We start from the raw sequence: 26,992 nt of genomic DNA on the forward strand, positions 1-26,992 counted from the left end.
AGCGCTCACCGGTGTGGTACAAGACATCGCACTGGTGGTGCGCTAGGCGGCCGGCGAGGGAAGCGTCCACTTTTCCAGTCCCAGGAATGACAAAAGCCCCGCCTAGCGGGGCTTTGAGGCTCTTGGTACATGTGTCTAGTCCTTAAATAGGTTTACACCTACTCAGGTAGGCCGATAGGCCTCAAAACGCCCGATGCACCGTATCGGGCGTTTTGTTTTTCAGGGCCATATGAGGCCGCTCCGCGTTGTAGATCTGCACCGCCTCATCAACCATCTTTCTCGCCTGCTCCAGATTTTCTGGATTGCTCAGCAGCAGCTCTGTTTTGAGGATTCCGTTGATCCGTTCGGCCAGCGCGTTCTGGTAGCAGTCATATCCATCAGTCATCGAGCATTGGACCCCGTGCCGTGTATGCAGTGACTGGTACAGCGCCGAGCAGTATTGAATACCCCGGTCCGAGTGATGGACTAACGGCTGGCGACGCCGCCGTTTGCGCAGGGCCTGTCTAAAGGCTTGCGCAACCGACTCGGCATGCAGGCTCTCATGCACGTGATGGCCAACGATCTTTCTGGAGTAAGCATCCGTTACCAGGCTTAGGTACAGCGGGCCGCTTCTGGGCGGCAGGTAAGTGATGTCCGCCACCCAAACGTGCTCTGGCTTTGACGGGACAATCTGATTCGGCGCTGGCTTGAGTAGGTTGGGATGACGATAGAAGCGATGAAAGCTCTGAGTTGTCTTGTGATACGCCCGCTTGGGCAACACCAGCAAGCGATGCTCCCCCAAGACCTCAAACAGCCGGTCTCGCCCGATTTGGACCCGCCTGTCAGGCTGGCAATGCAGCAGGTAGTGCAGCTTTCGCGCACCCAAGCGGGGCTGGCGCATCCGGACTTGCTGAACAAACTCAACGACACGATCCGCTTGGCGCGCCTTGCTATCAGCAACTCGATTACGTTTGTAGTAAGCCTGTCGGCTGATACCCAGAAACTGACAAGCCCTGGCAATGCTCAGTCCTGCGACTTGGCCTTGCGAGAGGACTTGCCGGATCGCTTTTTTACGACCGAGACACCGTAGTCATTTTTCAGGACATCAACGACGGTCTCGAAGAACTGAGCCTTCTGGCTCATCAGCTCAAGCTGCTGCTCAAGCTCTTTGATCCGCTGCTCTGGAGTAAGCGTTTTGGGGGCAGACATCGCGCAGCTCCTCTCGGCCCGAATCGACGCCCCTTGGCTCCAATCCTGGCGACCATGCTTACGCAACCATACCAGAACCGTCGAACGACCCTGGATGCCATAACGCACCTGGGCCTGCTTGTAGGTCAGCTCGCCTTTTTCGATCTGATCAACGACGGCCAATTGAAAAGACAGCGAGTAGTCCCGCTGTGTGCGCTTTACACCTTGCTCCATCTAGCTCTCCGGAAATTCGGGATGGAAGGTGTAAACCTTATTCAGGACGGGACAATGAAAACAAAAAAGGCCCACCTGTCGGTGAGCCTTTTGAGTACTACGTATGGTGCCGGCACCAGGAATCGAACCCGGGACCTACTGATTACAAGTCAGTTGCTCTACCATCTGAGCTATACCGGCACAGGGGCGTCATTATAGCGATGGATTTGCCGCTGTAAACCACTTCGTTGCATCCATCGCGCATTCCCCTAAGTCACCGCGCAGAAAGGAGAATTTTCCTACCAGCCGCGGTGAATCGAGTTGACGCTTGGCTCGGGCTGGCCCGGGTTGAAGAACAGCTTGCCGTTGTCGCAGCCGCGCTTGCGGCAGCTGCCGTCGGCGTTGTGCAGGGGCAGGCCGCGGTCGCCGCCCAGTTGCATGCCGGGCATGTTCCAGTTCAACGGGGCGGGCTTGCTCGATGGCGTGCCGCTGGCGCAGCCGGTCATGGCCAGGGCGAGGGTCAGCAGGGCGAAGGGCTTGGTGTGTTTCACGATGTTCGAGTCCGTTCCGGGATCAGTCTTTGTTCAGGATGCGCTGGATGGTGCCGCCGCAGGCCATGTAGCAGGAGTCGTAGTCATTGCCGCAACTGTAGCTGCTCCCCGTGTAGGAGGGGTAGCTCGGGTAGTAGCAACTGTGACGCGCTTCCTTCTTGCTCTTGCCGTTCTTGCAGTACTGGTAGGCCCTCATCTCGGCCTGGTGCAAGGCACGTTCGCTGTTCTCCTGCAGGCGCGCCATCTGCTGGCAGTGGTTGCGCTCGGTCGAACAGCTGTTGATGCAATTCATGCCATGCGCGCTGGGCGGTGGCGAGTATCTATAGGTGTAGCTCGGGCCGCAGCCGGCCAGGGCCAAGGCCAGGCAGGCCAGCACGAGGGCGGCCAAACTGTTGTGGAAAAGTGCCATGGGTGTTGCAGTCCTTGATCATTCGTCGCTGAACTCCAGCAGGTCGCCGGGCTGGCAGTTCAGGGCGCGACACAGCTTCTCGAGGGTCTCGATCTTGAAACCCTTGATCTTGCCGTTCTTCAGCAGCGACAGGTTCGCTTCCGTGATACCGATGATTTCCGCCAGGTCCTTGGAACGCATCTTGTTCCGGGCCATGACGACGTCGAGGCGGATGATTATCGGCATAGGAAGCAGTCAGACATAACAGTTGTGTTCATCGCTGATGGTCTTGGCGTCACGCATGAGCAGCGAGAAGGCACACAGCAGGATGCCTTTCGTGATCTCGTAGACAGCCTGCGATGATACACCGATCGAGAAGCTGAAGCTCCTTTCGCCGGCCGGCAGGTCGATGGCCAGGGCCAGGCCCTGCAAGGTGTAGGTCACCGGCCACAGCAACGGGGTGAAGATGCACAGCAGGCCGACCCACCACAGCAGCTTGATGTTGTCCGAGGACCAGGTCTGGCCACGGGACAGCCGATGGAAGAACAGGCCGGTCAGGCTTAGGGCAATGACGGAAATCATTGTCGGGATCATGTCCACGGCCAGTACCAGGCCGATGGCCAGGGGAGATGGCATGTAGCCGGGTTCCAGCAGCAGGGGCATCTGGTCGCCATAGGCCTGCAGGTAGCCGTTGAGCATTTCAGGGAAGTCGAAGATGCAGAGCAACGGGATGGCCGCCAACTCGACGATCGCGGTCGTCCAGGCCAGGTAGGCGGCAAATGTGCCGATGGTGCGTAGGCGCGAACGCGCATAGGCCACGGATCTACTGTTCATGGGGTGCCTCCGTACAGTGATGAACGGGGCGGATTATTCTTGAATAATTATCGTAAAACAATAATTAATTTTGTGCTTTTGACTGTGGCGACGGTTTGTCGCAGGGGGAGGGGGTGAGCATGGTACAGGCCTTGCCGGTGTTCGCGGGGCCAGCCCGCTCCCACGCTGAGGAAGCTTGCCTACGCTATAGAGCAGTCGCAGGGTCATCCCTATAGGAACGACTGTGGGGAATATAATTTACGAAGCTTTCAGCAGGCTTTAAGGGGGATAAATCTGGAGGCTCGCAATTTTCGCGATAAACATTTAGTCTAACCCTATCGTTTTGACTTAATCGATCAGTTCAGCTAATCTCGTGTTCATTATGTTGAACAGCAAAGCTTTCAAGCTCCTCTCCTCCTCCCGCCTGGTTTCCCGTGAACGTCACTGGACCGGCGACCTCTAGCGCCACCCTCCCTCTACAGCCATAACCATCTCTGTCTGGCGCCGATACCTGTGCGCTCGGCTGCTGTCGCCCATGGGAGGGCATCATGCGTTCCTGGATCTACCTGATCGTCGCCATCACCTTCGAGGTGATCGGCACGGCGTCGATGAAACTCGCCGCCACCCATTTCCCCGTGCTGGGGCATGCCGTCATGTACGTCATGATCTGTCTGTCGTATTTCTTCCTGGCCCTGGCGGTCAAGCGGGTGCCGGTGGGTGTCGCCTACGCGCTGTGGGAAGGGTTCGGTATCGTGCTGATTACCCTGATCAGCGTGCTCTGGCTCGGCGAAAGCCTGGGCTGGACCAAGGCCCTGGGCCTGGCGGTGATGATCGCCGGTATCCTGCTGGTCAAGGCCGGCACTCGGGCCAAGGCCGTCGAGCGTGAAGGGGAGGCGGTGCCATGCTGATGCCATTTGCCTGGCTGGGCCTGGCCATCGTGCTGGAAGTCCTGGCCAACCTGCTGCTCAAGTATTCCGAGGGTTTTAGCCGCAAGGGCCTGGGCGTGGCCTCGATCCTGTGTGTGCTGGCGGCGTTCACCGCGCTGGCCCAGGCGGTCAAGGACATCGACCTGTCGCTGGCCTACGCCATCTGGGGTGGCTTCGGCATTCTTGCCACCGTGGCCATGGGCTGGGCCCTGTTCGGCCAGCGCCTGGCCGGGCGCGGCTGGCTCGGCCTGGTGCTGCTGCTGGTAGGCATGAGCTTGCTCAAACTGGCTTGACAACACCCCTGCCAGAGCGCTCGGCCGAATGGTTTATGCACAATGGGCATTGATTGCTTGAGCGAAAGGCATGCCGACCGGCGCTACCATCGGTCTTTGCGCAAAGGCCTGTTTTTACTGACTTTGCCGGCTGCAGTGGAATAAGCAAACCCGCGCAAATAGCCTCTGGATCCAACATTTGGTGACTTTCATCACAAGCTTGTTCACAGAGTTATCCACAGGCTGTCAACTGCCCTGCGGTGCTATGTCGCGCTCCCCAAGCAGCAGCAAGTTGCGAGGCGTTAGCGGGTAGTCGCAGAACACGCCGACCCTCACCGCATAGCCTTGCTCCTGAAGGAACAAGGCGCGGTCGAGCACCAGCCACATTTCCAGGGGGCGGCGGAAGAGATTGCGTACCCGCTCGAGGTTGCGCACCTCGGCCAGGCGTCGCTGGCCGGCTGCTTCCAGGAAGGCCCAGTCGGGGTTGCCGCTGAGCATGACCTGCTTGAGTTCGGCCAGGTCGCGGCAGTACTGCTCGAAGGGCTTTGCCAGCCAACTGACCGGCAGCGATGGCGTGGGCAGGTAGTCGTCTATGCCACGTTGCTGGCGCTGCAGGAGGTCGAAGCCCAGGCGGCGGGCCATGGAGCTGTCACGCTGGCGGCGGGTGCGCAGGCTGGAGGTGACCGCTTCGCTCAGCGGCAGGCCCAGGTCTTCCTGGGTCAACGCCAGACTCGAGGCTCGGGCGGCGCGGGAGAGCGGCTGATAGGCCTGGCCCTGGATGCGGTTGTAGCAGCAGGGCGCAACGGCGATCTGCCGGCAACCCTGCTGGCTTGCCAGCTGCATGAGCCGAACATGCAGGTCGCCGCAGGCGTGCAGGGCGACCACGCTCTTGTCGCCGTCCAGGTGGCGAGCGCTGTCGGCGGCCATGACGTCCTGATGCACGTGGGTGGCAGGCAAGTGATGGTGCTCGCTCAGGGCCTTGCCGGCGCTGACCAGTTCGGCGTCGTACTCCAGGCAGGTCAGGCGCTGGCCGGGCTGTAGCAGGCGACGGCCCAGGTGGCCTTTGCCGGAACACCAGTCAAGCCAGTGTCGGGCGGGTTGACTGAACGCCAGGCGACGGCTGAAGGCTTCGATCTGCTGCCACTTGCGGCCGGGGACACCGACATCGAGGCGGTGGCCGGCGGGATGCAGGCCGGCGTGGGGCAGTTCGCCGACGGCGGACAGCTGCGCGGCTTTGGCGGCCAGTTGTGGGAAGGGGGCCGGGGCCTCGGGAGTGTCGAGGGACTCGGCTTGTTCGAGGGTACATTGGCGAAGCCAATGGGACAGTTCCGGGTGTTCGTCTTCCCACGCCAGGCGCAGGTGGGTGAACGGGCGTGGGTGCCACAGCGGCTGGTGCTGTGCGAGGAAGCGGTCGAGGGCCTGGAAGCGCTCGAGGAGCTGGTCGTTTTGCAGGCAGGATGTTGTGGTCATTCGAGCACCGGGGCGCGGTCGAGAGGGGCTGCTGTGCAGCCCCGAGGTCTTCATGGGCTCAACGTCCCTGGCAGGCATCCACGCGCAGCCAGCGCTCCAGTACCTTGAAGCCTTGCACCAGCACGAACGAGATCACCAGGTAGAACACCCCGGCGGCAAAGAAGATCTCCACCGGCAGGTAGGTGCGGGCGATGATGGTCCGCGCCATGCCGGTTAGCTCCAGCAACGTCACGGTGCTGGCCAGGGCGCTGGCCTTGAGCATCAGGATCACTTCGTTGCTGTAGGCCGGCAGGCCGATGCGCGTGGCGCGCGGCAGCATGATGTAGAACAACGTCTTGCCCCGCGACATGCCCAGTGCACGGGCCGCCTCGATCTCGCCCTTGGGGATCGCCTGCAGGGCGCCGCGCAGGATCTCGGCGATGTAGGCGGCGGTGTGCAGGGTCATGGTCAGCACCGTGCACCAGAACGGATCGCGCAGGTACGGCCACAGCGAGCTGTTGCGCACCACTTCGAACTGGGCCAGGCCATAGTAGACCAGGAACAGCTGCACCAGCAGCGGCGTGCCGCGGAAGAAGAAGATGTAGCCGTAGGGCAGGGCGCGCACGTACCAGTGCCGCGAAGAGCGCGCCACCCCCAGCGGAATGGCCAGGATCAGGCCGGCGATGACGGCGATGGCCACCAGCTCCAGGGTCAGGGTCGCGCCCTGGGCCAGGCGCGGCAGCCACTTGATGATGACTTCCCAGTTCATTTACTCGACCCTCATGAAGCCGCGAGCGGCGCGCTTTTCCAGGAAGTGCATGCCGATCATCGCGATGATGGTCAGGCCCAGGTAGATGCAGGCGGCGACCGCGTAGAAGGTGAACGGCTCCTTGGTCACGGTCACGCCGATCTGTGCGTGGCGCATGATTTCTTCAAGGCCGATCACCGACACCAGCGCGGTGTCCTTCATCAGGATCATGAACAGGTTGCCCAGGCCCGGCAGGGCGATGCGCCACATCTGTGGGAGGATGATCCGCGAGAGGATGCGGCCCTTGGACAGGCCCAGCGCCAGGCCCGCTTCACGGTGCCCCTTGGGAATGGCCAGGATCGCGCCGCGGAACACTTCCGTGGCGTAGGCGCCGAAGCACAGGCCCAGGGCGATGACGCCAGCGGCGAAGGCGCTGAGCTCCAGGCCCGGTATGTTCAGGGCGGCGCCGAGGCTGTTCATCAGCCCGACGGTGCCGAAGTAGATGAGCAGCACCCAAAGCAGTTCGGGTACGCCGCGCACCAACGTGGAATAGGTGCCGCCAAGCCATTGCAGCGGCTTGACCGACGAAGTCTTGGCCAAGGCGCCGAGCAGGCCCAGGGCCAGCCCCAGCAGCAAGGCGCAGAGCGCCAGTTTTACGGTCATCAGGGTACCGGCCATCATGGCCGGGCCGAATCCGTGCAGGTCGATAGTCATGGGTAAGTTTGTTCAAGGGACAGGCACCGCCATGGCGGCGATGCCTGTCGGGGCGAATCAATAGATGCTGAACGGGAAGTACTTGTCGTTGATCTTCTTGTAGGTGCCGTCGGCGACGATTTCCTTCAGCGCGGCATTGAGCTTGTTGCGAAGTTCGTTGTCGCCCTTGCGCACGGCGATGCCGACCTTGTCGCTTTCGTTGACCGGATCGCCCTTGAACTCGTAGTTCTTGCCGGCGTCGGATTTCAGCCAGTCGTAGTTGGCGTACTTGTCGGCGAGGATGGCGTCGACACGGCCGGAGGTCAGGTCCAGGTAGGCGTTTTCCTGGCCGTCGTAGAGGTTGACCTTGAACTCGCCATCCATGCCGCCGTTGTCATCCAGCCAGGTTGCCGCCTGGGTGGCGCGCTGGGTACCGATGGTCTTGCCCTTGAGCGAGGCGCGGTCGGTCTTGAAGTCGACGTTCTTCGGCGCGATGAACTGCTGCTTGTTCGAGTAGTACGGGTCGGTGAAGTCCACCGCCTGCTTGCGCTCATCGGTGATCGACAACGACGAGACGATGAAGTCGAACTTCTTGGCGTTCAACGCCGGGATGATGCCGTCCCAGTCGGAAGTGACCACTTCGCATTCGACCTTCATCTTGGCGCACAGGGCGTCGCCGATGTCCTTGTCGAAGCCGACGACCTGGCCGCTGGCATCCTTGTTGTTGAACGGTGGGTAAGCGGCTTCGATACCCATGCGCAGTTTCTCGGCGGCCATGGCATTGGCCGACATCACCAGCGTGGCAGCAGCTGCCAGGAGGAACTTCTTGTAGGTCTGCATGTAGTGCTCCGTTAGCGGTGGCTGGACATGAATTGCTTGCAACGCGCCGAGGTCGGGTTCTCGAAGACCTGCTGCGGCGATCCTTGCTCTTCGACCAGGCCCTGGTGCAGGAAGACCACTTCACTGGACACCTGGCGGGCAAAGTTCATCTCGTGCGTCACCAGCAGCATGGTACGGCCTTCTTCGGCCAATGCGCGGATGACGTTAAGCACTTCCTGGACCATTTCCGGATCGAGCGCCGAGGTTGGCTCGTCGAACAGGATGACCTTGGGTTTCATGGCCAGGGTACGGGCGATGGCGGCACGCTGTTGCTGGCCACCGGAAAGCTGGGCGGGGTAGCTGTGGCGCTTGTCGAAGATGCCGACCTTGTTCAACAGCGCCTCGGCGTGCTCGGTGGCCTCGGCCTTGCTCTGGCCGAGCACGCGGCGCGGCGCCTCGATGATGTTGTCGAGGATCGACATGTGCGGCCACAGGTTGAAATTCTGGAAGACAAAGCCGATTTCGCTGCGCAGGCGGTTGATCTGGCGGTTGTCGGCGGCGATCAGGTCGCCGTTTTTCTGCGCCTTGAGTTTGAGGGCTTCACCGGCGACGAGGATTTCGCCCTGGTGCGGGTTCTCCAGCAGGTTGATGCAGCGCAGCAGGGTGGACTTGCCAGAGCCGGATGAGCCGAGGATGGAGATCACGTCACCGTCGCGCGCGGTCAGCGAAATGCCCTTGAGAATTTCCTGCTCGCCATAGCGTTTGTGCAGGTTGCGGATTTCCAGCGCGGGCGTGGCCTGGGCCATGTGCGGTCCTCATGTGTTCGGGTGCGTTCCCAGCTGTTGGCGGCCTTCCTGGCGAGCGCCACGCTAGCATAGCGGCGCAACGGCGGCCAACCGGGTCGCGGGGGGCTCGGGTCGCTGGTAGGACAGTTTGTCGCATCGCTGCAGTGGACTGTCGCCAGGATATCCGCATTGGCGTTTTGCCCAGCACCGGAGCCTTGATGAAAAAAGGCGCGATGGTGCCAGCTTTGCTCCGGTCTGGGAAGCCGTTTTTGGCCGGGTGGCACTGTGTTGCGTGTTATGTGGGGTCCGGGTTGCGCCCGTGGGTTGCGCTTTGCCTTGCCCTGAATGTGTGCCTGGGTGTTACCGAGGGGCACCTTTGGTGCGTTTGTAAGTGGGTATTTCAGTAATCCCAACTTGGCACGGGGGTTTGGCGACCTTTCGGCCAAGGCTTGGCACAATGCCCTGCAAGCCGCGTCGTTATTGGTTGCAGAAACATTTCAGACGAAAGCCATTCTCAGCTGGCCCGCTTATTGCCATCCGGAAACCACTGAATGCAGCGACGCCCACTCACACCCCGGCGCGCTGGCCAGTCATTCGTGTAGTCCACCTCCTTACAAAGGTAGTTTTATGAGCGGTAACAATTCCAATGACCTCGCTCAGGGGCTCAAGCAACGGCATGTGACCATGCTGTCGATTGCCGGCGTGATCGGCGCCGGCCTGTTCGTCGGCTCCGGCCATGCCATCGCTGCCGCCGGCCCGGCCGTGCTGCTGGCCTACGCCGCCGCTGGTACCCTGGTGGTGCTGGTGATGCGCATGCTCGGCGAAATGGCGGTCGCCTCGCCGGATACCGGTTCCTTCTCCACCTACGCCGACCGCGCCATCGGGCGCTGGGCTGGTTTCACCATTGGCTGGCTGTACTGGTGGTTCTGGGTCCTGGTGATCCCGCTGGAGGCCAACGCCGCCGCGGCCATCCTGCATGCCTGGTTCCCGTCGGTGGACCTGTGGGCCTTCTCCCTGATCATCACCCTGGCGCTGACCGTCACCAACCTGTTCAGCGTGAAGAACTACGGTGAGTTCGAGTTCTGGTTCGCCCTGCTCAAGGTGCTGGCGATCATCGGTTTCATCGTCGTCGGTTGCGCGGCCATGTTCGGCATGGTGCCGAGCAGCCAGGTCAGCGGCGTCAGCCACCTGTTCGATACCCAGGGCTTCATGCCCAACGGCCTGGGCGCGGTGCTGGCAGCGATGCTGACCACCATGTTCTCGTTCATGGGTACCGAGATCGTCACCATTGCCGCCGCCGAGTCGAAAGACCCGGGCAAGCAGATCAGCAAGGCCACCAACTCGGTGATCTGGCGTATCTGCCTGTTCTACCTGGTGTCGATCTTCCTGGTCGTGGCCATGGTGCCGTGGAACGATCCGGCCCTGGCCGAGAAAGGCTCCTACCAGACTGTCCTTAGCCTGATCGGCGTGCCGAATGCCAAGCTGATCGTCGACATCGTCGTGCTGATCGCCGTGACCAGCTGCCTGAACTCGGCGCTGTACACCTCCTCGCGCATGCTGTTCTCCCTGAGCAAGCGTGGCGACGCCCCGGCCATCGCCCAGCGCACCACCAAGGCGGGCACTCCGCACTGGGCCGTGCTGCTGTCCACTGCCGCAGCCTTCCTGTGCGTGTTCGCCAACTTCCTGGCCCCGGCCGCGGTGTTCGAGTTCCTGCTGGCAAGCTCCGGCGCCATCGCCCTGCTGGTGTACCTGGTGATCGCCGTGTCGCAACTGCGCATGCGTGCCCAGCGTGAGGCGAAGGGCGAGAAGATCTCGTTCAAGATGTGGATGTTCCCGGGCCTGACCTGGGCGACCATCGCTTTCATCATCGCCATTCTGGTGGTGATGGGCCTGCGTGAAGACCACCGTGCCGAGATCATCGCCACGGCGATCCTGAGCATTGGCGTGGTGGCGGCTGGCCTGTTGCTGCACCGCAAGCGCGGCGCTGCTGCGCGGGTGGCGCTGGATAGCTGATCCGTTGGCGTGAAATGCAAAGGCCGCGTCCTGTGAGGGGCGCGGCCTTTTTGTTTGACTTGTGCGGGGGTGGGAGCGACTCAGCCGAACTGCTTCTGCTGTTGCTGCTGCCTGGCCACGACTTCCGAGGCAGTGACATAGGCGTCCTGGAACTCGTCGCTTTCCAGCCAGGCCATGGTCGCGTCCTCGTCGGCACCGTCGAGCCATTTGCGGTAGGCGGTGAACACCAGGACGATGTAGTCGGTGGCGTGTTCTTCTTTGTGGCCCTTGAGCACCAGTGCCAGCAGCGGGTCGACCAGGAATACCGAGATCATCGGCACCAGGCCGTTCTCCTGGGCTTGCTTCATCTTTTCGAACAGGCTGTTGTAGCTGCCCGACTCCATGGCCTTGTTGAACACCTGCTCGACGCTGGCGCTGTCACCGGCGCTGGCCTTGACCGCCTGGCCGCTGCGCACCATGCGGTTCTGCTTGGCCTTGGTGGCGGCGCGCTTGGCGCGTTTCTGTTGTTTGGTGTTGGTGGCCATGGGTGGATCCTTGGGGTGTCTGGTAAAGGCGCGTATTGAAGCGTAGTTGCCAGGGAAACCCAAGCAGGTATTCGAGATCGCCGGGGGCGCAACGCGCCCCCGGGGCTTAACTGACTAGCGCCTCCGGCTCATCCTCCTCGAAGCCCCGCGAAGCCCGCCCGACCAGCAACGGATCCGGCGCATGCGCCACGCTGTGATCCTTACCCGGATAATCCAGCGAATGCAGGAAGTGGCGAATGCAGTTGATCCGCGCCCGCTTCTTGTCGTCCGACTTGATCACCGTCCACGGTGCATCGGCGGTGTCGGTGTGGAAGAACATCGCTTCCTTGGCCGCGGTGTAGTCCTCCCACTTGTCCAGCGACTTGATGTCGATGGGCGACAGCTTCCAGTGCTTGAGCGGATCGTCACGGCGTGAAATGAAGCGGCGCAACTGCTCCTCGCGGTTCACCGAGAACCAGAACTTGAACAGCAGGATGCCGCTGTTGCACAGCATGCGCTCCAGCTCCGGCGCTTGGCGCATGAATTCCAGGTACTGCAGGGGCGAGCAGAAGTCCATGACCTTCTCGACCCCGGCGCGGTTGTACCAGGAGCGGTCGAAGAACACCATTTCGCCGGCTGTGGGCAGGTGCTGGACGTAGCGCTGGAAGTACCACTGCCCCTTCTCCTGCTCGGAGGGCTTCTCCAGCGCGACGATGCGCGCGCCGCGCGGGTTCAGGTGCTCCATGAAGCGCTTGATGGTGCCGCCCTTGCCGGCGGCGTCACGGCCCTCGAACAGCACGACGATGCGCTGGCCGGTTTCCTTCACCCAGTTCTGTACCTTGAGCAGCTCGATCTGCAGGTCATGCTTGGCCTTCTCATAGTCCTGGCGGCGCATGCGCGTGCGGTAGGGGTAGTTGGCCGGTAGGCGAGCGGAGGTGCTGTCTTCGTTGCTGCCTTTGCGAGCGTTCGCCACTTCCAGGGCGGCGGGCTGCTGGCTGACCTGGGTAATGGTCTCTTGCGCGGCGGTGCTGGTGGCCGGCTTGCGCTGGCGTGGGCGACGAGGGCGAGGGGCTGGCTTGGGGCTGCTGGCGGCCTCGGCGGGCGCTGGCAGGAGGAGGGTGGCGGATTCTTCGCTCATGGAGGTCCTTGCGGGGGTCGGTCGAATGTCCACCTTCCATCCTATGCAGGAGCAATGGGAGGCATTTTGATATCGATCAACCAGGGGCGAAGGATTCCTGGGGTAAAACGGTAGGCAACAAAAAACCCGCACTAGGCGGGTTTCTTGTGTCGCTTCGGGTAACTTTGCAACCACCAGAAGCTTGAAGGTGGTGCCCAGAGACGGAGTCGAACCGCCGACACGAGGATTTTCAATCCTCTGCTCTACCGACTGAGCTATCTGGGCGACGGGGTGAATTAAATAGATTTTCTCAGAGGCCGTCAACGACTTTTTCAAAAAAATTTAAATTAATTCCGTCGCTTACGATTCGTGGGTCAATTCGAGGGCGGAACGTAGCCTTCGGCCTGGGCGTAATCCTCGCCGGCGAAGAACTTGTCCATCTCGGCCTGGATGAATTTGCGGTCTTCGGCATTCATCATGTTCAGGCGCTTTTCGTTGATCAGCATGGTCTGGTGGTCCTGCCACTCCTTCCAGGCTTTCTGCGAGATGTGCTCGAAGATGTCCTGGCCCTTGGCGCCCGGGTAGGGCGGGCGGTCGAGGCCTGGGAGTTCTTCGTTGTACTTGCGGCACTTCACGGTGCGGGTCATGGCTTATCTCCTGCAATCAGTTCGTCGGCCGCGCGTTGCAGCAGCTTCTTGACAGGGGCGGCGAGGCCCAGGCGCGGCGGGGTGGCGAGGTTATACCAGAGCCAGTCGGGCTCGGCCACGTACGAGCCGACGGGCTCGACACGCACCAGCCAGGGTTCGATGGCCAGTTGGAAATGGCTGAAGGTGTGGGTCAGGCCGTCCAGGGCCTGGCTGCCGTTCAGGCGCAGGCCGTGCTGGTACGCGAGGTCGTCGAGCTGTTCCAGGCTGTCCAGCTCCGGCAGGCTCCATAGTCCGCCCCACAGGCCGGTGGAGGGCCGGCGATAGAGCAGGATCGCGCCTTCGTGGTTGGTCAGCAGCGGCATCAGGGTCTTGCGCTGGGGCAGGGCCTTGCGCGGCTTGGGCTCGGGGTAGCGGGTCTCTTCGCCATGCAGGTGTGCCTCGCAACCCCTTTGCAGCGGGCAGATCAGGCAACTGGGCTTGCTGCGGGTGCACAGCGTGGCGCCCATGTCCATCATGGCCTGGGTGAAGTGGTTGACCCGGGTCATCGGTGTGAAGCGTTCGGCGGTGGCCCAGAGCTGGTTGGCCACTTTGGGCTCGCCGGGGTAGCCGGCCTGCGCGGTGAAGCGGGCCAGCACGCGCTTGACGTTGCCGTCGAGGATCGGTGCGCGGATGCCCATGCTGATGCTGGCGATGGCGCCCGCCGTGGAGCGCCCGATGCCGGGCAATTCGGTGAGTTGCTCGACGCTGCGTGGGAACTCGCCGCCATGCTGCTCGACAACGATCTTCGCGGCTTTTTGCAGGTTACGGGCGCGGGTGTAGTAGCCAAGGCCCGTCCACAGGTGCAGCACCTCGTCCTCCGGCGCCTCGGCCAGAGCCTGCACGGTCGGTAGCGCCTGCATGAAACGGTCGAAGTAGTTGAGCACGGTGCTGACTTGCGTCTGTTGCAGCATGATTTCGGAGACCCACACCCGATACGGGGTGATGCCCTGTTGCCAGGGCAGGTCGTGGCGGCCGTGCTGGTCGTACCAGTCCAGCACGGCGCTGGAGAACTGCTGGGGGGTCATCGTTTGAACAGCCCCTTGAGCGCATCTTTGAGTTCCGGGCTCACCTTGTCTCCGAGTTTCTCTTCGAGTTTTTCATCGATCTTGTCCTTCAGGCGGTTGCCGGCCAGCTTCGCGGCGACCTTGCCCAGGCCGTCCTGGTCCAGGCGGCAGGCCTTGGCGCCCAGCTCCAGCGGGCCACGGCAGCGCAGCGGTACTTCGACACCGGTAAAGCGCTCGTTGACCTGGCAGGCCGGGTCGGGCATGGCGCGCTGGTCGCCCTCGACGATCACACCGACGTTGTAGTCCATGCCCAGCACGCGCAGGTCGAGGTCGCCATGGCCGTTGACGGTCAGGCCCGGGATGCGTGCCTTGAGGTCCGGGTTGCTGGCTACGCCGTTACGCACCACCAGGCTGCCGCGCAGTTCCTGGAACGGCGTGTCCTTGCCCCGTTGTTCGCCGCTGAGCTGCTTGCGGTTGAGGGTGGCGATGGCCTGGCACAGCTGCTGTTCCAGGTTGGCGTTGACCAGCACACCATCATTGATGGTGAAGCTGGCGTTGCCGTTGAGGGTATCGACCAAGGCTTTCTGGCTGTTGCCGGTGGCGGTCAGGTCGCTGTTCAGGGTCAGCAGGCCCTTGACCGGCGGCGCCTGGTCCGGGCTTTCGCGCTTGATGAAGTGCTCCACCGGCACGCGACTGATCTTGGCGTTCACGCCGATCTGCGGCACGGCAGGGCGTACGTCGACAGTGCCCTTGGCCTCGAAGGTGCCGTTGTACAGGCCGCCGCGCAGGGTCTGCAGGGTGACCAGGCCGGCCTGGCCGCTGGCGGTCAACTGCGCGTCGCTGATCGGCAGCTTGTCCAGGGTCAGCGCGCCGAACGACAGGTCGGCCTGCAGGTCCAGGGCGCGCAGGCGGTCGACCGGCAACAGCTTGTCGTTGCTCCAGGCCACCTGGGTCGGAGCGTCGGGCAGTGGTGTGGTGCCCGCGCCAGCGACGGCGGTGGCTTCCTGCTGCTTGACCTCGGCCTGGCGCGCTGCCGTGGCGCCCTTGGCCTCTTCGCTTTTGGCCGGCAGGTAGCGATCGGCGTTGAACGTGTCGGCTTTGAGGCGCACACGCAACGCTTGCTTGGCGAAGTCGTCCACGGCGACACGGCCGGTGAAGGTGCTGTCGTCCAGCTTCACCGCCAGGTCTTCCAGGGCCAGGCTGTTCTGCGTGCCTTGCAGGCGGGTGACCAGCTCCAGTTTCTTGAATGCCGCCGGGTCAGCGGTGGCCGGCAGCGGGTGGCCGATGCTGTCGAGGAAGCTGCGCAGGTCGAACTGGGCGATGGACAGGCCGCCGCTGACCTGGGGGGCCTTGTCGAGGTCACGCACGTTCAGCTCGCCTAGGGCACGCAACTGGTTGGCCGAGACCTTCAGGCCGCTCCAGGACGCGACATTGGCCGCCAGGTCGACCAGCACCTGCCCTTGGGCAACGAAGGTCAGGGTCTTGCCGGAGAGCGGCTCGCCCGAGGTTTCGCCGGACAGACGCATGTCCTCGAGGTTGTAGCGCTTGAGCTTGCGGTCGAAGCGCAGCTCGCCGGTCAGCTCGGTGCGCGCCTTGATGTTCGGCTGGCTGGCGCTGAGGAAGGCGCTGGCCTTGAGCGCGATGTTCGCGCCTTCGTGCACGGGACCTGTGCTCAGCTGGATGCTTTCGGCGCCATAGGTCTGTCCGGCTTTCTCGTCGGTGTAGAGCACGCGGGCGTTATTGACGGTCAGGCTGTCGATGTCGAGCTTGACCGAGCGCTCGCTGGCTTCCGAGTTGGCTGGTGTGGCGGCTGGCGTTTCAGTCGGCGTGCTCGCCGACGCGCCTGCGACGGTCGGCTGCGGCAGTGGCTTGCCGATGTCTTCCCAGTTGCCATGGCCGTTGGCGTCGCGGGTCAGGGTCAGGTTGAGGCCCTCGACCCGCACATCGCTCATCTGCACCTCGCGGCGCAGCAGCGGCAGCACGCGCACTGACAGGCCGAGCATCTGCAGGTCGGCGAACGGCACCTTGGGGTTGTTCAGCGTGGCGATGCTTGCTTCGTGCAGTTCCAGGCCCAGCCAGGGGAACAGGCTCCAGCCGATGTCGCCGTTGAGGGTCAGTTCCACATGGGCCTTGTCGCGGGCCAGCTTGCGGATTTCATCTTTGTAGTCGTTGGGATCGAAGAGGTGGGTCAGGGCGAAGCCCAGCGCCACGATGATCAGCAACAACCCGAGAAGTCCCAGCCCCAGGATTTTGCCGAACGCTTTCATGGGCGAGTCCTTGTAGTCCGATTTAGAAATTCAGCGGCGAGTATAGCGCCGTGGCACTTGGCTCTGCGTATCCGACATTTCGACAGTGGCAATGGCGGCAGTTCATTTGTTGCCTGTCCGGGCCTCATCGCGGAGCAAGCCCGCTCCCACGCGAATCCTGACCAACGTGGGAGCGGGCTTGCCCCGCGATGAGGCCCGAACAGGCGACACAATCTCACCTGAATACGCGAAATACCGATTCAGCTGAAGAAAAAAACACGATATCAGATTGCTTTCATGTCACCCCCTGCTGGTAATCTTGCGCCCGCCCGTGGAGTCCCCGCGACCCATTGTCGCGGGGTGCCAGCCCAAGCGGCCGGGCTGCCTTGCGTGCAGCCGAAGCAGAGCCGTCCATGCGCACAGCCCACCTACAAAAGGAACAATCCATGAACAGCAGTATCACGTCGGGGACGGTGGCGAGCGCGCCGGGCTTCCTGTCGAAGGAGCGCATCATCGCCCGTCCGGGCTTCAATCGCTGGCTGGTGCCGCCGGCGGCCCTGGCGATCCACCTGTGCATCGGCATGGCCTATGGCTTTTCGGTGTTCTGGCTGCCGCTGTCCCAGGCCTTGGGTGTCAGCGCACCAGTGGCCTGCGCCGCCGACATGGGCTTTGTCGCCCGACTGTTCAGCGCCGAGTGCGACTGGCCAATCTCCATGCTCAGCTGGATCTACACCCTGTTCTTCGTATTCCTCGGCTGCTCGGCCGCGGTGCTCGGCGGCTGGCTGGAGCACGCCGGCCCGCGCAAGGCCGGCCTGGTATCGGCGCTATGCTGGTGCGGTGGCCTGCTGATCTCGGCGATCGGCGTGAAGACCCACCAGTTGTGGCTGATGTGGCTGGGCTCGGGGGTGATCGGTGGGATCGGCCTGGGTCTGGGCTACATCTCGCCGGTGTCGACGCTGATCAAGTGGTTCCCGGACAAGCGCGGCATGGCCACCGGCATGGCGATCATGGGCTTTGGCGGGGGTGCCATGGTGGGCGCGCCGCTGGCCACCGCACTGATGGGCCATTTCTCCAGCCCGACCGAAGTGGGCGTATGGCAGAGTTTCGTGGCCATGGCCGCGATCTACTTCGTGTTCATGACCGCCGGCGCCCTGGCCTACCGCGTGCCGCCGACCGGCTGGAAGCCTGAAGGCTGGACGCCGCCGGCGAAGAAGGCCAACGCCATGGTCACCGATCGTCACGTGCACGTCAGCGTGGCCTGGAAGACCCCGCAGTTCGCCCTGGTGTGGCTGGTGCTGTGCCTGAACGTGTCGGCCGGTATCGGCATCCTGGGCATGGCCTCTCCGCTGTTGCAGGAAGTGTTTGCCGGCAAGCTGCTGGGCAACGAACTGACGTTCAGCGAACTGAACGCCGCGCAGCTGGCGCAGATCGCCGCCATTGCCGCCGGCTTCACCGGGCTGTTGAGCCTGTTCAACATCGGCGGGCGCTTCTTCTGGGCGTCGTTCTCCGACTACATCGGCCGCAAGAATACCTACTTTGCCTTCTTCGCCCTGGGCGTGGGCCTCTACAGCCTGGTGCCAAACATGGGGCACATCGGCAACGTGGCGCTGTTCGTGGCGGCGTTCTGCATCATCCTGTCGATGTACGGCGGCGGTTTCGCCACCGTCCCGGCGTACTTGGCCGACCTGTTCGGCACACAGATGGTCGGCGCCATCCATGGTCGCCTGCTGACGGCCTGGGCGGCGGCAGGCGTGCTCGGCCCAGTGCTGATCACCTACCTGCGCGAAGCGCAGCTGGCTGCGGGCGTGGAGCGCGCGGCGGCTTACGACATGACCTTGTACATTCTCGCCGGCCTGCTGGTGCTGGGCTTCATCTGCAACATGTTGGTGCGGCCGGTAGCGGACAAGTACTTCATGACCGATGCCGAACTGGCTGCCGAGCGAGCGCTGAGCCATGACAAGGGTGTCGATTCGGCACGCTCGCTGGAGTGGCATGCGGCGCCGGGCAGCCTGCCGTTGGTGCTGCTGGCCTGGGCCGTGGTGGTGATTCCGCTGGCCTGGGGGGTGTGGATCACCTTGCAGAAGACGGCGGTGCTGTTTCACTGAGTTAGCTGGCTCTGGGGGCGCTTTGCGCCCCTTTCGCGACACAAGGCCGCTCCCACAGGCATTGCGTACCTTCAGGCTCACGAGGCTCCTGTGGGAGCGGCCTGGTGTCGCGATGGGCTGCGAAGCAGCCCCCAAAGGTACTTGTATAGACCTGTAGGCCCGTCCCGCCCCCGTAATTACTAGCCCTGCCATATGTCATCCGCGTTTCAAGCCGGTGCGTTCTGGGCCTATAATGGAGCCCTTTTCGCCCAATGATTTTGCGGAGCTGGTGATGGTCGAACGTAAGGCTTCCGTCGAGCGCAATACCCTGGAAACCCAGGTCAAGTGCTCGATCAACCTCGATGGCAGCGGCAAGGCCCGATTTGAAATCGGCGTGCCTTTCCTTGAACACATGCTCGACCAGATCGCCCGGCATGGGCTGATCGACCTGGACATCGAGTGCAAGGGCGACCTGCATATCGACGATCACCATACCGTCGAGGACGTCGGCATCACCCTCGGCATGGCGTTCGCCCAGGCCATCGGCGACAAGAAAGGCATCTTCCGCTATGGCCATGCCTATGTGCCGCTGGACGAAGCGTTGTCGCGCGTGGTCATCGACTTCTCGGGGCGCCCGGGCCTGCAGATGCATGTGCCCTACACCCGCGCCACCGTCGGCGGCTTCGATGTCGACCTGTTCCAGGAGTTCTTCCAGGGCTTCGTCAACCACGCCCTGGTGACCCTGCACATCGACAACCTGCGTGGCCACAACACCCACCACCAGATCGAGACCGTGTTCAAGGCTTTCGGCCGCGCCCTGCGCATGGCCGTCACCCTCGACGAGCGCATGGCCGGGCAGATGCCGTCCACCAAAGGGTGCCTGTAAATGCAGACGGTAGCCGTAATCGACTATGGCATGGGCAACCTGCACTCGGTGGCCAAGGCCCTCGAGCACGTGGGCGCCGGCAAGGTGCTGGTGACCAGCGACGCCGCGGTGATTCGTGAAGCCGACCGCGTGGTGTTCCCCGGCGTCGGCGCGATCCGCGACTGCATGGCCGAGATCCGCCGCCTGGGCTTTGACAGCCTGGTGCGCGAGGTCAGCCAGGACCGTCCGTTCCTCGGTATCTGCGTGGGCATGCAGGCGCTGCTCGACCACAGCGAAGAAAACGATGGCGTCGATTGCATCGGCCTGTTCCCCGGCCAGGTGCGCTTCTTCGGTAAAGACCTCAAGGAAGACGGCGAGCACCTGAAGGTGCCGCACATGGGCTGGAACGAAGTGAGCCAGACCATTGACCACCCGCTGTGGCATGACATCCCTGACCGGGCGCGCTTCTACTTTGTGCACAGCTACTACATCAACGCCGGCAAGCCGGGCCAGGTCGTCGGTCGCGGCCACTATGGCGTCGACTTCGCCGCCGCGCTGGCCGATGGCTCGCGCTTTGCCGTGCAGTTCCACCCGGAGAAGAGCCATACCCATGGCCTGCAGCTGCTGCAGAACTTCGTCGCCTGGGACGGGCGCTGGTAAATGAGCCGATCGAAGACCAAGGCCCCGATCATCACGCTGACGCCGGAGCAGGAGCGCGACGCGCTCGACACGCTCAAGCGTTTCCTCGAAGACCGCTTCGAGCTGCAGCTGGGGTCGTTCGAGGTGGCCGAGGTCCTCGAGCTGTTCAGCAAGGAAATTGCACCCCATTACTACAACAGGGCGATTGCCGATGTTCAACTGCACCTCAAGGAGCGGTTCGAGAGCATCGAAAGCGACCTGTGGGCGCTCGAGAAGCCCTGAACCCAACGAACAAGACAGGTTGCCAAGATGCTGATTATCCCCGCTATCGATCTCAAGGACGGTGCCTGCGTACGCCTGCGCCAAGGCCGCATGGAAGACTCCACCGTATTCTCCGACGACCCGGTGAGCATGGCCGCCAAATGGGTCGAGGGTGGCTGCCGTCGCCTGCACCTGGTCGACCTGAACGGCGCCTTTGAAGGCCAACCGGTCAACGGTGAAGTGGTCACTGCCATCGCCAAGCGCTACCCGAACCTGCCGATCCAGATCGGCGGCGGCATCCGCTCGCTGGAAACCATCGAGCACTACGTCAAGGCCGGCGTCAGCCACGTGATCATCGGCACCAAGGCGGTCAAGCAGCCCGAGTTCGTCGCCGAAGCGTGCAAGGCCTTCCCGGGCAAGGTCATCGTCGGTCTTGATGCGAAAGACGGCTTCGTCGCCACCGACGGCTGGGCCGAAGTGAGCTCGGTGCAGGTCATTGACCTGGCCAAGCGTTTCGAGGCCGATGGCGTCTCGGCGATCGTCTACACCGACATCGCCAAGGACGGCATGATGCAGGGCTGCAACGTGCCCTTCACCAAGGCCTTGGCCGAAGCCACCTCGATCCCGGTGATCGCCTCGGGCGGCATCCACAACCTGGGCGACATCAAGGCCCTGCTGGACGCCAAGGCCCCCGGCATCATCGGCGCCATCACCGGCCGCGCCATCTACGAAGGCACCCTCGACGTCGCCGAGGCCCAGGCCTTCTGCGACAACTATCAAGGCTAAGGAGCGACCATGGCACTGGCCAAGCGCATCATCCCTTGCCTGGACGTGGACAACGGCCGGGTGGTCAAGGGCGTCAAGTTCGAGAACATCCGCGATGCCGGCGACCCGGTGGAGATTGCCCGGCGCTACAACGAGCAGGGCGCGGACGAGATCACCTTCCTGGACATCACCGCCAGCGTCGATGGCCGTGACACCACCCTGCATACCGTCGAGCGCATGGCCAGCCAGGTGTTCATCCCGCTGACCGTCGGTGGCGGCGTGCGTACCGTGCAGGACATCCGCAACCTGCTCAACGCCGGTGCCGACAAGGTCTCGATCAACACCGCGGCAGTGTTCAACCCTGAGTTCGTGGGTGAGGCGGCGGACCGTTTCGGTTCGCAGTGCATCGTCGTTGCCATCGACGCCAAGAAGGTTTCTGGACCGGGCGAAACGCCGCGCTGGGAGATCTTTACCCATGGCGGGCGCAAGCCGACCGGGCTGGATGCCGTCGAGTGGGCGAAAAAGATGGAAGGCCTGGGCGCCGGCGAGATCCTGCTGACCAGCATGGACCAGGATGGCATGAAGAACGGCTTCGACCTGGGTGTTACCCGGGCGATCAGCGATGCGTTGGGGATTCCGGTGATTGCCTCCGGTGGCGTGGGCAACCTGCAACACCTGGCGGACGGAATTCTGGAAGGCCACGCCAGCGCGGTGCTGGCGGCGAGTATCTTCCACTTTGGCGAGTACACGGTGCCTGAGGCGAAGGCCTATATGGCTTCGCGTGGGATCGTCGTTCGCTGACAGAGCGCTGGGAGGGCTTCGCCCTCCTTTCGCGACACAAGGCCGCTCCCACAAGTACAGCACTGCACCTGAGGCTGGCGTCGTGCCTGTGGGAGCGGCCTTGTGTCGCGAAAGGGCCGCGAAGCGGCCCCAGAGGCATCACCCGTGGTTCTTGCCAAGCAAGGCATGGTAAAGCTCGGTATCCCCAAGAATCCCCACCACCTTGTCGTTATCCTGCAGCACCAGCTTGTTGCCGGTCTGGTAACGAATCTGCAGCGCCTCGCGCATGCCGATATCGGCGTGCACCACGGTCGGCCTGCGCTCCAGCAGCTCCACATCCTGCCCCGGTGCCCAGTTCTGCATATCCAGCCCGTTCTGGCCCTGGCGCGCGCGCTTGAGCGAGCCTCCCTCGCCGAGGTCCAGCCATGAGTCGATTCCCGGGTCCAGGCACACCGAGCCGTTGACCCGCTTGCACTGGTCCAGGCTGCGCATCAGGCTGCGGCCGCACAGCACGTTGAGCGGGTTGGTGTGGGCGACGAAGGTACGCACGTACTCGTCGGCCGGGTTGAGCACGATGTCTTCCGGCTTGCTGTACTGGATGATCCGCCCGTCCTTCATGATCGCGATACGGCTGCCCAGCTTCAGGGCCTCGTCGAGGTCGTGGCTGACGAAGACGATGGTCTTGCTCAGCTTGCTCTGCAGGGCCAGCAGTTCGTCCTGCAGGCCCTGGCGGATCAGCGGGTCAAGGGCCGAGAACGGTTCGTCCATCAGCAGGATGTCGGCGTCCATCGCCAGCGCCCGGGCCAGGCCGACGCGCTGCTGCATGCCACCCGAGAGTTCATCTGGCTTCTTGTTTCGCCACTGGGTCAGGCCCACCAGCTCGAGCTTTTCATCCACCAGCTTGCGCCGTTCCTTCTCGGGACGGCCCTGCATCTCCAGGCCAAAACTGATGTTCTCGCGCACCGTCAGCCAGGGCATCAGGGCGAACTTCTGGAACACCATGGCGATGCGCTTGGTGCGCATCATTTTCAGCTCCGCCGGGGTGCAGTGGGCGATGTCGATGTGCTTGCCTTCATGCTCGACGAACAGCTTGCCGCGGCTCACGGTGTTGAGGCCGTTGATGCAGCGCAGCAAGCTGGATTTACCAGAGCCGGACAGGCCCATCAGCACGCAGATCTCGCCCTTGTTGATGTCCAGGTTGGCCTTCTCGACACCGACCACCAGCCCGGTTTGCTTGAGGATCTGCTCGCGGGTCTTGCCCTGGTCGAGCAGGGCCAGGGCCTCGCGCGGCTTGCTGGAGAAAATGACGTCGACGTCTTCGAAACGAATGATGCTCATGCCTCACCCCTTACCGGCAGCTCCGGTTGCTTGCAGATACGGTCGAGCATGATTGCCAGCAGCACGATGGCCAGGCCCGCTTCGAAGCCCAGGGAGATATCGGCGGTGTTCAGTGCGTTGACCACGGGTTTGCCCAGGCCGTCGGCGCCGACCAGGGCGGCAATCACCACCATCGACAGCGACAGCATGATGCATTGCGTCACGCCGGCGGCGATGCTCGGCATGGCGTGGGGCAGTTCGATACGGGTCAGCAACTGGCGGCGCGAGCAACCGAAGGCCTTGCCGGCGTCCATCAGTTCCTGCGGCACGTCGCAGATACCCAGATAAGTGAGGCGGATGGGCGCGGCGATGGCGAACACCACGGTGGAAATCAGTCCTGGCACCACGCCCAGGCCGAACAGGGTCAGGGTCGGGATCAGGTAGACGAAGGTGGGCACGGTCTGCATCAGGTCCAGTACCGGGCGCATGGCGGTGTAGAACATTGGTTTGTGCGCGGCGGCGATGCCCAGCGGCACGCCGATGACCACGCAGACCACCGTGGCGAAGGTGACCTGCGCCAGGGTTTCCATGGTTTCCTGCCAGTAGCCCAGGTTGAGGATCAGCAGGAACGACAGGGCGACGAAGACGGTGAGGGCCCACTTGCGCTGGATCAGGTGCGCGAGGGCGGCGAACAGGGCGATGAGCACGAACGGGTTGAACCAGGTCAGGGCGCTGGTGACCCCATGGATCATGAATTCCAGGCCTGCGGCGATGGCGTCAAAGTAACTGGCGCCGTTCTGGGTCAACCATTCGACGAATGAGGCGATGTACTGCCCCAGGGGTATTTTCTGATCGATAAGCATGATAGCGAGCTTCCACCTGCAAAGATTGAAATCAGTCCGGGGCGGGCACGGTCCCGCCCCGAGGTGTTGCCATTGCGTCTTGCGTTATTGCGTCAGTTTGGCCTTGGCCGCTTCGAGGCCGGGCTTGCCGTCCACGGTGGTCACGCCCGCCAGCCAGGCATCCAGCTTGCCGGGGTTGTCCTTGAGCCATTTCTTGGCCGCCGCCTCGGGTTTCATCTTGTCGTCCAGGACATAGCCCATCATGGTGCTTTCATCCTTGAGCTCGAACGACAGGTTCTTCAGCAACTGGCCGACGTTGGCGCATTCCTGCGCATAGCCCTTGCGGGTGTTGGTGAGCACGGTGGCCTTGCCGAAATCGGGACCGAAGTAGGCGTCCCCGCCGGTCAGGTACTGCATCTTGAAGCGGGTGTTCATCGGGTGTGGTTCCCAACCGAGGAACACGATCGCCTCGTTGCGCTTCTGCGCCCGGTCGACCTGGGCGAGCATGCCGGCCTCGCTGGACTGCACGATCTGGAAACCGGCGTCCTTCAGGCCGAAGGCGTTGTCGTCGATCATCTTCTGGATGGTGCGGTTGCCGTCGTTGCCGGGTTCGATGCCGTAGATCTTGCCCTTGAGCTCCTGCTTGAACTTGGGCAGGTTGGCGAAATCCTTCAGGCCCTTGTCATACAGGGCCTGGGGCACGGCCAGGGTGTACTTGGCGTTCTCCAGGTTGGCGCGCACGGTCTCGACGGTGCCGGCGTCGCGGTACTGCTTGATGTCGTTCTCCATGGTCGGCATCCAGTTGCCGAGAAACACGTCCAGGTCCTTGCCGGTGGCCAGCGACTTGTAGGTCACCGGTACCGAGATCATGGTGGTGTGGGTCTTGTAGCCCAGGGCTTCGAGCACGACGCTGGTGGTCGCGGTGGTGACCGTGATGTCGGTCCAGCCGACATCCGAGAAACGCACCGTCTGACACTGCTCGGGTTCGGCGGCCTGGGCCAGCAGCGGAGCGGACAGCAACGCGACCAGCAACAGCTTGGGTGAAGCTTTCATGGATGGACTCCTGTGATTTTATCTTCGGGTTCGCGTGGGTCGCCGGGCGTTCTCAGGGCTCCGGTCGACCAGGCCTGCAGAGGGCAGGATGCGAGGCCGTGCAATACGAGTCGCTTTCGATAATCCTCCAGCGTTCGGCAATCGCCTACTGGTGGCGTCGTATCCAGTACAGGACGGGTCGCATCCAGTACGGACGATGTCGCAACTGGATTTTTCCACCCCCCGGCCTCGGTTTTTGCGGCGTCCCGGCGCTGGAAAACGGCGCACGCAGGGCCGGTGCAGTGGCGGCGCTGCTGGACAAAAGTACGTCGGTTGCAGACGGCGAGGGGGTGGGCAAAAGCCCGATGATGCGAGCATTCCGAGGCGGCTCGAGCTTTCAGCCTAGCAGTTGCGCAAGGCGGTGTTCGGCGCTGCGAGACAAGCCCATCAAGAGGTGATGCGACAATGGCCATCAGCGTGTTCGACCTGTTCAAGATCGGTGTCGGGCCTTCCAGCTCACACACCGTCGGCCCCATGCGCGCCGGCGCGCTGTTCGTCCAGGGGCTGCGCGAGCGCGGTGAGCTGGAGCGGGTGCGGCGCGTCGAAGTGAGGCTGTATGGCTCGCTGTCGGCCACCGGTGTCGGTCACGGCACCGACAACGCCACGATCATGGGCCTGATGGGCGAATGGCCCGACGCCATCGACCCCAGCCAGATCACCCCGCGCATCGCCGACCTGCGCGAAACCAACGTGCTCAAGCTCGACAACCACCTGCCCATCGAGTTCGTCTGGGCCCGCGACATGCTGCTGCTGGACGAGAACCTACCGTACCATCCCAATGCCATGACCCTGATCGCCGAAGGTGAGGCGGGCGAGCTGCACCGCGACACCTATTACTCGGTGGGCGGCGGTTTCGTGGTCGATGCCGCCCAGGCCGCCAGCGGCGTGCTGGACGCCGACCAGACCGTGCTGCCCTACGACTTCGACAGCGCCGCCGAACTGCTGCGCCTGTGCAAGCAAAACGACCTGCGCGTGTCGCAATTGATGCTGGAGAACGAAAAGGTCTGGCGCAGCGAAGCGGAGATCCGCGCCGGCCTGCTCAAGCTCTGGCAAGCCATGCAGGAGTGCGTGAACAACGGCCTCAAGCATGAAGGCATCCTCCCGGGAGGGCTCAATGTGCGCCGCCGCGCCGCCCGCCTGCACCGCAGCCTGCAGGAGCTGGGCAAGCCTAACGTGATCGGCTCGACCATGAGCGCCATGGAGTGGGTCAACCTGTTTGCCCTGGCGGTCAACGAAGAGAACGCCGCTGGCGGGCGCATGGTCACCGCGCCCACCAACGGTGCGGCGGGCATCATCCCGGCGGTGTTGCACTACTACATGCGGTTCTCCGATGCGGTGGATGAGTCCAATGTGGTGGACTTCTTCCTCGGCGCGGCGGCAGTGGGCATCCTGTGCAAGAAGAACGCCTCGATCTCCGGCGCCGAGGTTGGTTGCCAGGGCGAGGTCGGTTCGGCTTGTGCCATGGCTGCCGCAGGCTTGGCCGACGTGCTTGGCGCCACCCCGGCGCAGTTGGAGAACGCCGCCGAGATCGCCCTTGAACACAACCTTGGCCTGACCTGCGACCCGGTCGGTGGCCTGGTGCAGGTGCCCTGCATCGAGCGCAACGCCATCGCTGCGGTGAAGGCGATCAATGCCGTGCAGATGGCCTTACGCGGTGATGGCGATCATTTCATCTCCTTGGACCAGGTGATCCGCACCATGCGCGACACCGGCGCCGACATGCATGACAAGTACAAGGAAACCTCCCGTGGGGGCCTGGCGGTCAGCGTCATCGAATGCTGATGCGCCGTTCTGGCCCGCGCGTGACCGATGCGCCACATTCTGGCGCACTGGTTGTCATCTACCGGCCGTCGCCTGTCGTTACCAGCAGGGTCATTGTCGGTGACACTCAAGTCTGTCGCATCTGGGCAACTTTCCCACAAGTGCTACCGAATTGCTCAGCGGTGACGCGCAG

28 protein-coding genes and 2 tRNA genes are annotated in these 26,992 nt (G+C 63.0%); 10 read left to right on the forward strand and 20 right to left on the reverse strand.

All coding sequences use genetic code 11. From position 1 onward, the window contains the following. Window positions 1-181 precede the first annotated feature (181 nt). From K5H97_RS01745 to K5H97_RS01770, 6 genes are all read right to left on the reverse strand, one after another. Window positions 182-1,401 (reverse strand): IS3 family transposase gene (locus K5H97_RS01745; RefSeq protein WP_155952650.1). Its coding sequence is split into 2 segments (ribosomal slippage): window positions 182-1,053 and window positions 1,053-1,401, totalling 1,221 coding nucleotides; the frame shifts between segments, so codons are not numbered across the junction. A gap of 104 nt (window positions 1,402-1,505) precedes the next feature. Next, window positions 1,506-1,581: transfer RNA gene (locus tag K5H97_RS01750), tRNA-Thr, on the reverse strand. A 98-nt stretch (window positions 1,582-1,679) separates the two neighbouring features. After that, a complete protein-coding gene (locus K5H97_RS01755; protein ID WP_028688480.1) occupies window positions 1,680-1,931 on the reverse strand; it encodes a hypothetical protein in 252 nt (83 codons plus the stop codon). Between the two features lie 22 nt (window positions 1,932-1,953). Then, complete coding sequence (locus tag K5H97_RS01760) at window positions 1,954-2,340, reverse strand: hypothetical protein (protein WP_028688479.1); 387 nt, start codon at window positions 2,338-2,340, stop codon at window positions 1,954-1,956. 18 nt (window positions 2,341-2,358) lie between these two features. Then, window positions 2,359-2,565, reverse strand: a complete 207-nt coding sequence (locus K5H97_RS01765) for a helix-turn-helix domain-containing protein (RefSeq protein WP_023629980.1) — start codon at window positions 2,563-2,565, stop codon at window positions 2,359-2,361. A 9-nt stretch (window positions 2,566-2,574) separates the two neighbouring features. Beyond that, window positions 2,575-3,153 carry a hypothetical protein gene (locus tag K5H97_RS01770; protein WP_028688478.1) on the reverse strand — a complete coding sequence of 193 codons (579 nt, stop codon included), beginning with the start codon at window positions 3,151-3,153 and terminating at the stop codon, window positions 2,575-2,577. A gap of 527 nt (window positions 3,154-3,680) precedes the next feature. On the opposite strand from K5H97_RS01770, the gene K5H97_RS01775 reads away from it, so the two are divergent. Both K5H97_RS01775 and mdtI read left to right on the forward strand, forming a co-directional pair. Next, window positions 3,681-4,040 (forward strand): multidrug/spermidine efflux SMR transporter subunit MdtJ, encoded by a 360-nt coding sequence (locus K5H97_RS01775; protein ID WP_028688477.1) that lies wholly within the window; start codon window positions 3,681-3,683, stop codon window positions 4,038-4,040. After that, window positions 4,034-4,351, forward strand: coding sequence for a multidrug/spermidine efflux SMR transporter subunit MdtI (mdtI, locus tag K5H97_RS01780; protein WP_028688476.1), 318 nt, complete (start codon window positions 4,034-4,036; stop codon window positions 4,349-4,351). Before K5H97_RS01775 ends, mdtI begins: the two co-directional genes overlap by 7 nt. A 225-nt stretch (window positions 4,352-4,576) precedes the next feature. On the opposite strand, the gene K5H97_RS01785 is transcribed toward mdtI, so the two are convergent. From K5H97_RS01785 to K5H97_RS01805, 5 genes are read right to left on the reverse strand one after another with little or no spacing between them, the layout of a single operon-like run. Beyond that, on the reverse strand, window positions 4,577-5,800 hold the full coding sequence (locus tag K5H97_RS01785; protein WP_028688475.1) for a methyltransferase: 1,224 nt from the start codon (window positions 5,798-5,800) through the stop codon (window positions 4,577-4,579). A 58-nt stretch (window positions 5,801-5,858) separates the two neighbouring features. Beyond that, complete coding sequence (locus tag K5H97_RS01790; protein WP_028688474.1) at window positions 5,859-6,548, reverse strand: ABC transporter permease; 690 nt, start codon at window positions 6,546-6,548, stop codon at window positions 5,859-5,861. Then, window positions 6,549-7,241: an ABC transporter permease gene (locus tag K5H97_RS01795; protein WP_028688473.1), complete on the reverse strand. Its 693-nt coding sequence runs from the start codon at window positions 7,239-7,241 to the stop codon at window positions 6,549-6,551. 57 nt (window positions 7,242-7,298) lie between these two features. After that, a complete protein-coding gene (locus K5H97_RS01800) occupies window positions 7,299-8,060 on the reverse strand; it encodes an ABC transporter substrate-binding protein (RefSeq protein WP_028688472.1) in 762 nt (253 codons plus the stop codon). 11 nt (window positions 8,061-8,071) lie between these two features. Further along, the gene (locus K5H97_RS01805; protein WP_028688471.1) at window positions 8,072-8,845 is read right to left on the reverse strand and encodes an ABC transporter ATP-binding protein; all 774 of its coding nucleotides are present in this window, start codon (window positions 8,843-8,845) and stop codon (window positions 8,072-8,074) included. A 606-nt stretch (window positions 8,846-9,451) separates the two neighbouring features. Here K5H97_RS01805 and gabP point away from each other — a divergent pair. Then, window positions 9,452-10,837 carry a GABA permease gene (gene gabP, locus K5H97_RS01810; RefSeq protein WP_028688470.1) on the forward strand — a complete coding sequence of 462 codons (1,386 nt, stop codon included), beginning with the start codon at window positions 9,452-9,454 and terminating at the stop codon, window positions 10,835-10,837. Between the two features lie 80 nt (window positions 10,838-10,917). Here the strand turns inward: gabP and K5H97_RS01815 are convergent, their stop codons facing one another. The 6 genes from K5H97_RS01815 to K5H97_RS01840 form a co-directional block, all read right to left on the reverse strand. Then, entirely contained in the window at window positions 10,918-11,361 is a 444-nt protein-coding gene (locus K5H97_RS01815) for a hypothetical protein (protein ID WP_028688469.1), read from the reverse strand. 106 nt (window positions 11,362-11,467) lie between these two features. Continuing rightward, window positions 11,468-12,478: a polyphosphate kinase 2 gene (gene ppk2 / locus K5H97_RS01820; protein WP_028688468.1), complete on the reverse strand. Its 1,011-nt coding sequence runs from the start codon at window positions 12,476-12,478 to the stop codon at window positions 11,468-11,470. 188 nt (window positions 12,479-12,666) lie between these two features. Next, window positions 12,667-12,742: transfer RNA gene (locus K5H97_RS01825), tRNA-Phe, on the reverse strand. Window positions 12,743-12,831: 89 nt separating this feature from the next. Then, window positions 12,832-13,104 (reverse strand): oxidative damage protection protein, encoded by a 273-nt coding sequence (locus tag K5H97_RS01830; protein WP_011536185.1) that lies wholly within the window; start codon window positions 13,102-13,104, stop codon window positions 12,832-12,834. Then, on the reverse strand, window positions 13,101-14,168 hold the full coding sequence (gene mutY / locus K5H97_RS01835; protein ID WP_028688467.1) for an A/G-specific adenine glycosylase: 1,068 nt from the start codon (window positions 14,166-14,168) through the stop codon (window positions 13,101-13,103). Before mutY ends, K5H97_RS01830 begins: the two co-directional genes overlap by 4 nt. Next, on the reverse strand, window positions 14,165-16,414 hold the full coding sequence (locus K5H97_RS01840) for an AsmA family protein (RefSeq protein WP_028688466.1): 2,250 nt from the start codon (window positions 16,412-16,414) through the stop codon (window positions 14,165-14,167). The genes mutY and K5H97_RS01840 overlap by 4 nt, the downstream gene beginning before the upstream one ends. A 425-nt stretch (window positions 16,415-16,839) precedes the next feature. On the opposite strand from K5H97_RS01840, the gene K5H97_RS01845 reads away from it, so the two are divergent. The 6 genes from K5H97_RS01845 (at window position 16,840) to hisF (ending at window position 21,808) form a co-directional block, all read left to right on the forward strand. Beyond that, window positions 16,840-18,498: an OFA family MFS transporter gene (locus K5H97_RS01845; RefSeq protein WP_028688465.1), complete on the forward strand. Its 1,659-nt coding sequence runs from the start codon at window positions 16,840-16,842 to the stop codon at window positions 18,496-18,498. A gap of 271 nt (window positions 18,499-18,769) precedes the next feature. Further along, entirely contained in the window at window positions 18,770-19,363 is a 594-nt protein-coding gene (gene hisB, locus K5H97_RS01850; protein ID WP_028688464.1) for an imidazoleglycerol-phosphate dehydratase HisB, read from the forward strand. Continuing rightward, entirely contained in the window at window positions 19,364-20,002 is a 639-nt protein-coding gene (gene hisH / locus K5H97_RS01855) for an imidazole glycerol phosphate synthase subunit HisH (protein WP_028688463.1), read from the forward strand. It abuts the gene before it with no gap. Then, window positions 20,003-20,263, forward strand: coding sequence for a DUF2164 domain-containing protein (locus tag K5H97_RS01860; protein ID WP_028688462.1), 261 nt, complete (start codon window positions 20,003-20,005; stop codon window positions 20,261-20,263). A gap of 27 nt (window positions 20,264-20,290) precedes the next feature. Next, window positions 20,291-21,028 carry a 1-(5-phosphoribosyl)-5-[(5-phosphoribosylamino)methylideneamino]imidazole-4-carboxamide isomerase gene (gene hisA, locus K5H97_RS01865; protein ID WP_028688461.1) on the forward strand — a complete coding sequence of 246 codons (738 nt, stop codon included), beginning with the start codon at window positions 20,291-20,293 and terminating at the stop codon, window positions 21,026-21,028. A gap of 9 nt (window positions 21,029-21,037) precedes the next feature. Further along, window positions 21,038-21,808, forward strand: coding sequence for an imidazole glycerol phosphate synthase subunit HisF (gene hisF / locus K5H97_RS01870; RefSeq protein WP_008091498.1), 771 nt, complete (start codon window positions 21,038-21,040; stop codon window positions 21,806-21,808). A gap of 138 nt (window positions 21,809-21,946) precedes the next feature. Here the strand turns inward: hisF and choV are convergent, their stop codons facing one another. From choV to K5H97_RS01885, 3 genes are all read right to left on the reverse strand, one after another. Next, window positions 21,947-23,125, reverse strand: coding sequence for a choline ABC transporter ATP-binding protein (gene choV / locus K5H97_RS01875; RefSeq protein WP_028688460.1), 1,179 nt, complete (start codon window positions 23,123-23,125; stop codon window positions 21,947-21,949). Next, complete coding sequence (gene choW / locus K5H97_RS01880; RefSeq protein WP_172402369.1) at window positions 23,122-23,970, reverse strand: choline ABC transporter permease subunit; 849 nt, start codon at window positions 23,968-23,970, stop codon at window positions 23,122-23,124. The genes choV and choW overlap by 4 nt, the downstream gene beginning before the upstream one ends. A gap of 81 nt (window positions 23,971-24,051) precedes the next feature. After that, window positions 24,052-24,999, reverse strand: a complete 948-nt coding sequence (locus K5H97_RS01885) for a choline ABC transporter substrate-binding protein (protein WP_028688459.1) — start codon at window positions 24,997-24,999, stop codon at window positions 24,052-24,054. Between the two features lie 444 nt (window positions 25,000-25,443). On the opposite strand from K5H97_RS01885, the gene K5H97_RS01890 reads away from it, so the two are divergent. Continuing rightward, entirely contained in the window at window positions 25,444-26,820 is a 1,377-nt protein-coding gene (locus K5H97_RS01890) for an L-serine ammonia-lyase (RefSeq protein WP_028688458.1), read from the forward strand. Window positions 26,821-26,992 lie beyond the last annotated feature (172 nt).

The sequence above is a fragment of the Pseudomonas mosselii genome, assembly GCF_019823065.1.
Lineage (GTDB): Bacteria > Pseudomonadota > Gammaproteobacteria > Pseudomonadales > Pseudomonadaceae > Aquipseudomonas > Aquipseudomonas mosselii.

Coding starts and splice junctions, on each gene's coding strand:
- K5H97_RS01760 (WP_028688479.1), bottom strand. CDS start 2,340: ATGGCACTTTTCCACAACAGTTTGGCCGCCCTCGTGCTGGCCTGCCTG.
- K5H97_RS01765 (WP_023629980.1), bottom strand. CDS start 2,565: ATGCCGATAATCATCCGCCTCGACGTCGTCATGGCCCGGAACAAGATG.
- K5H97_RS01770 (WP_028688478.1), bottom strand. CDS start 3,153: ATGAACAGTAGATCCGTGGCCTATGCGCGTTCGCGCCTACGCACCATC.
- K5H97_RS01775 (WP_028688477.1), top strand. CDS start 3,681: ATGCGTTCCTGGATCTACCTGATCGTCGCCATCACCTTCGAGGTGATC.
- mdtI (WP_028688476.1), top strand. CDS start 4,034: ATGCTGATGCCATTTGCCTGGCTGGGCCTGGCCATCGTGCTGGAAGTC.
- K5H97_RS01785 (WP_028688475.1), bottom strand. CDS start 5,800: ATGACCACAACATCCTGCCTGCAAAACGACCAGCTCCTCGAGCGCTTC.
- K5H97_RS01790 (WP_028688474.1), bottom strand. CDS start 6,548: ATGAACTGGGAAGTCATCATCAAGTGGCTGCCGCGCCTGGCCCAGGGC.
- K5H97_RS01795 (WP_028688473.1), bottom strand. CDS start 7,241: ATGACTATCGACCTGCACGGATTCGGCCCGGCCATGATGGCCGGTACC.
- K5H97_RS01800 (WP_028688472.1), bottom strand. CDS start 8,060: ATGCAGACCTACAAGAAGTTCCTCCTGGCAGCTGCTGCCACGCTGGTG.
- K5H97_RS01805 (WP_028688471.1), bottom strand. CDS start 8,845: ATGGCCCAGGCCACGCCCGCGCTGGAAATCCGCAACCTGCACAAACGC.
- gabP (WP_028688470.1), top strand. CDS start 9,452: ATGAGCGGTAACAATTCCAATGACCTCGCTCAGGGGCTCAAGCAACGG.
- K5H97_RS01815 (WP_028688469.1), bottom strand. CDS start 11,361: ATGGCCACCAACACCAAACAACAGAAACGCGCCAAGCGCGCCGCCACC.
- ppk2 (WP_028688468.1), bottom strand. CDS start 12,478: ATGAGCGAAGAATCCGCCACCCTCCTCCTGCCAGCGCCCGCCGAGGCC.
- K5H97_RS01830 (WP_011536185.1), bottom strand. CDS start 13,104: ATGACCCGCACCGTGAAGTGCCGCAAGTACAACGAAGAACTCCCAGGC.
- mutY (WP_028688467.1), bottom strand. CDS start 14,168: ATGACCCCCCAGCAGTTCTCCAGCGCCGTGCTGGACTGGTACGACCAG.
- K5H97_RS01840 (WP_028688466.1), bottom strand. CDS start 16,414: ATGAAAGCGTTCGGCAAAATCCTGGGGCTGGGACTTCTCGGGTTGTTG.
- K5H97_RS01845 (WP_028688465.1), top strand. CDS start 16,840: ATGAACAGCAGTATCACGTCGGGGACGGTGGCGAGCGCGCCGGGCTTC.
- hisB (WP_028688464.1), top strand. CDS start 18,770: ATGGTCGAACGTAAGGCTTCCGTCGAGCGCAATACCCTGGAAACCCAG.
- hisH (WP_028688463.1), top strand. CDS start 19,364: ATGCAGACGGTAGCCGTAATCGACTATGGCATGGGCAACCTGCACTCG.
- K5H97_RS01860 (WP_028688462.1), top strand. CDS start 20,003: ATGAGCCGATCGAAGACCAAGGCCCCGATCATCACGCTGACGCCGGAG.
- hisA (WP_028688461.1), top strand. CDS start 20,291: ATGCTGATTATCCCCGCTATCGATCTCAAGGACGGTGCCTGCGTACGC.
- hisF (WP_008091498.1), top strand. CDS start 21,038: ATGGCACTGGCCAAGCGCATCATCCCTTGCCTGGACGTGGACAACGGC.
- choV (WP_028688460.1), bottom strand. CDS start 23,125: ATGAGCATCATTCGTTTCGAAGACGTCGACGTCATTTTCTCCAGCAAG.
- K5H97_RS01885 (WP_028688459.1), bottom strand. CDS start 24,999: ATGAAAGCTTCACCCAAGCTGTTGCTGGTCGCGTTGCTGTCCGCTCCG.
- K5H97_RS01890 (WP_028688458.1), top strand. CDS start 25,444: ATGGCCATCAGCGTGTTCGACCTGTTCAAGATCGGTGTCGGGCCTTCC.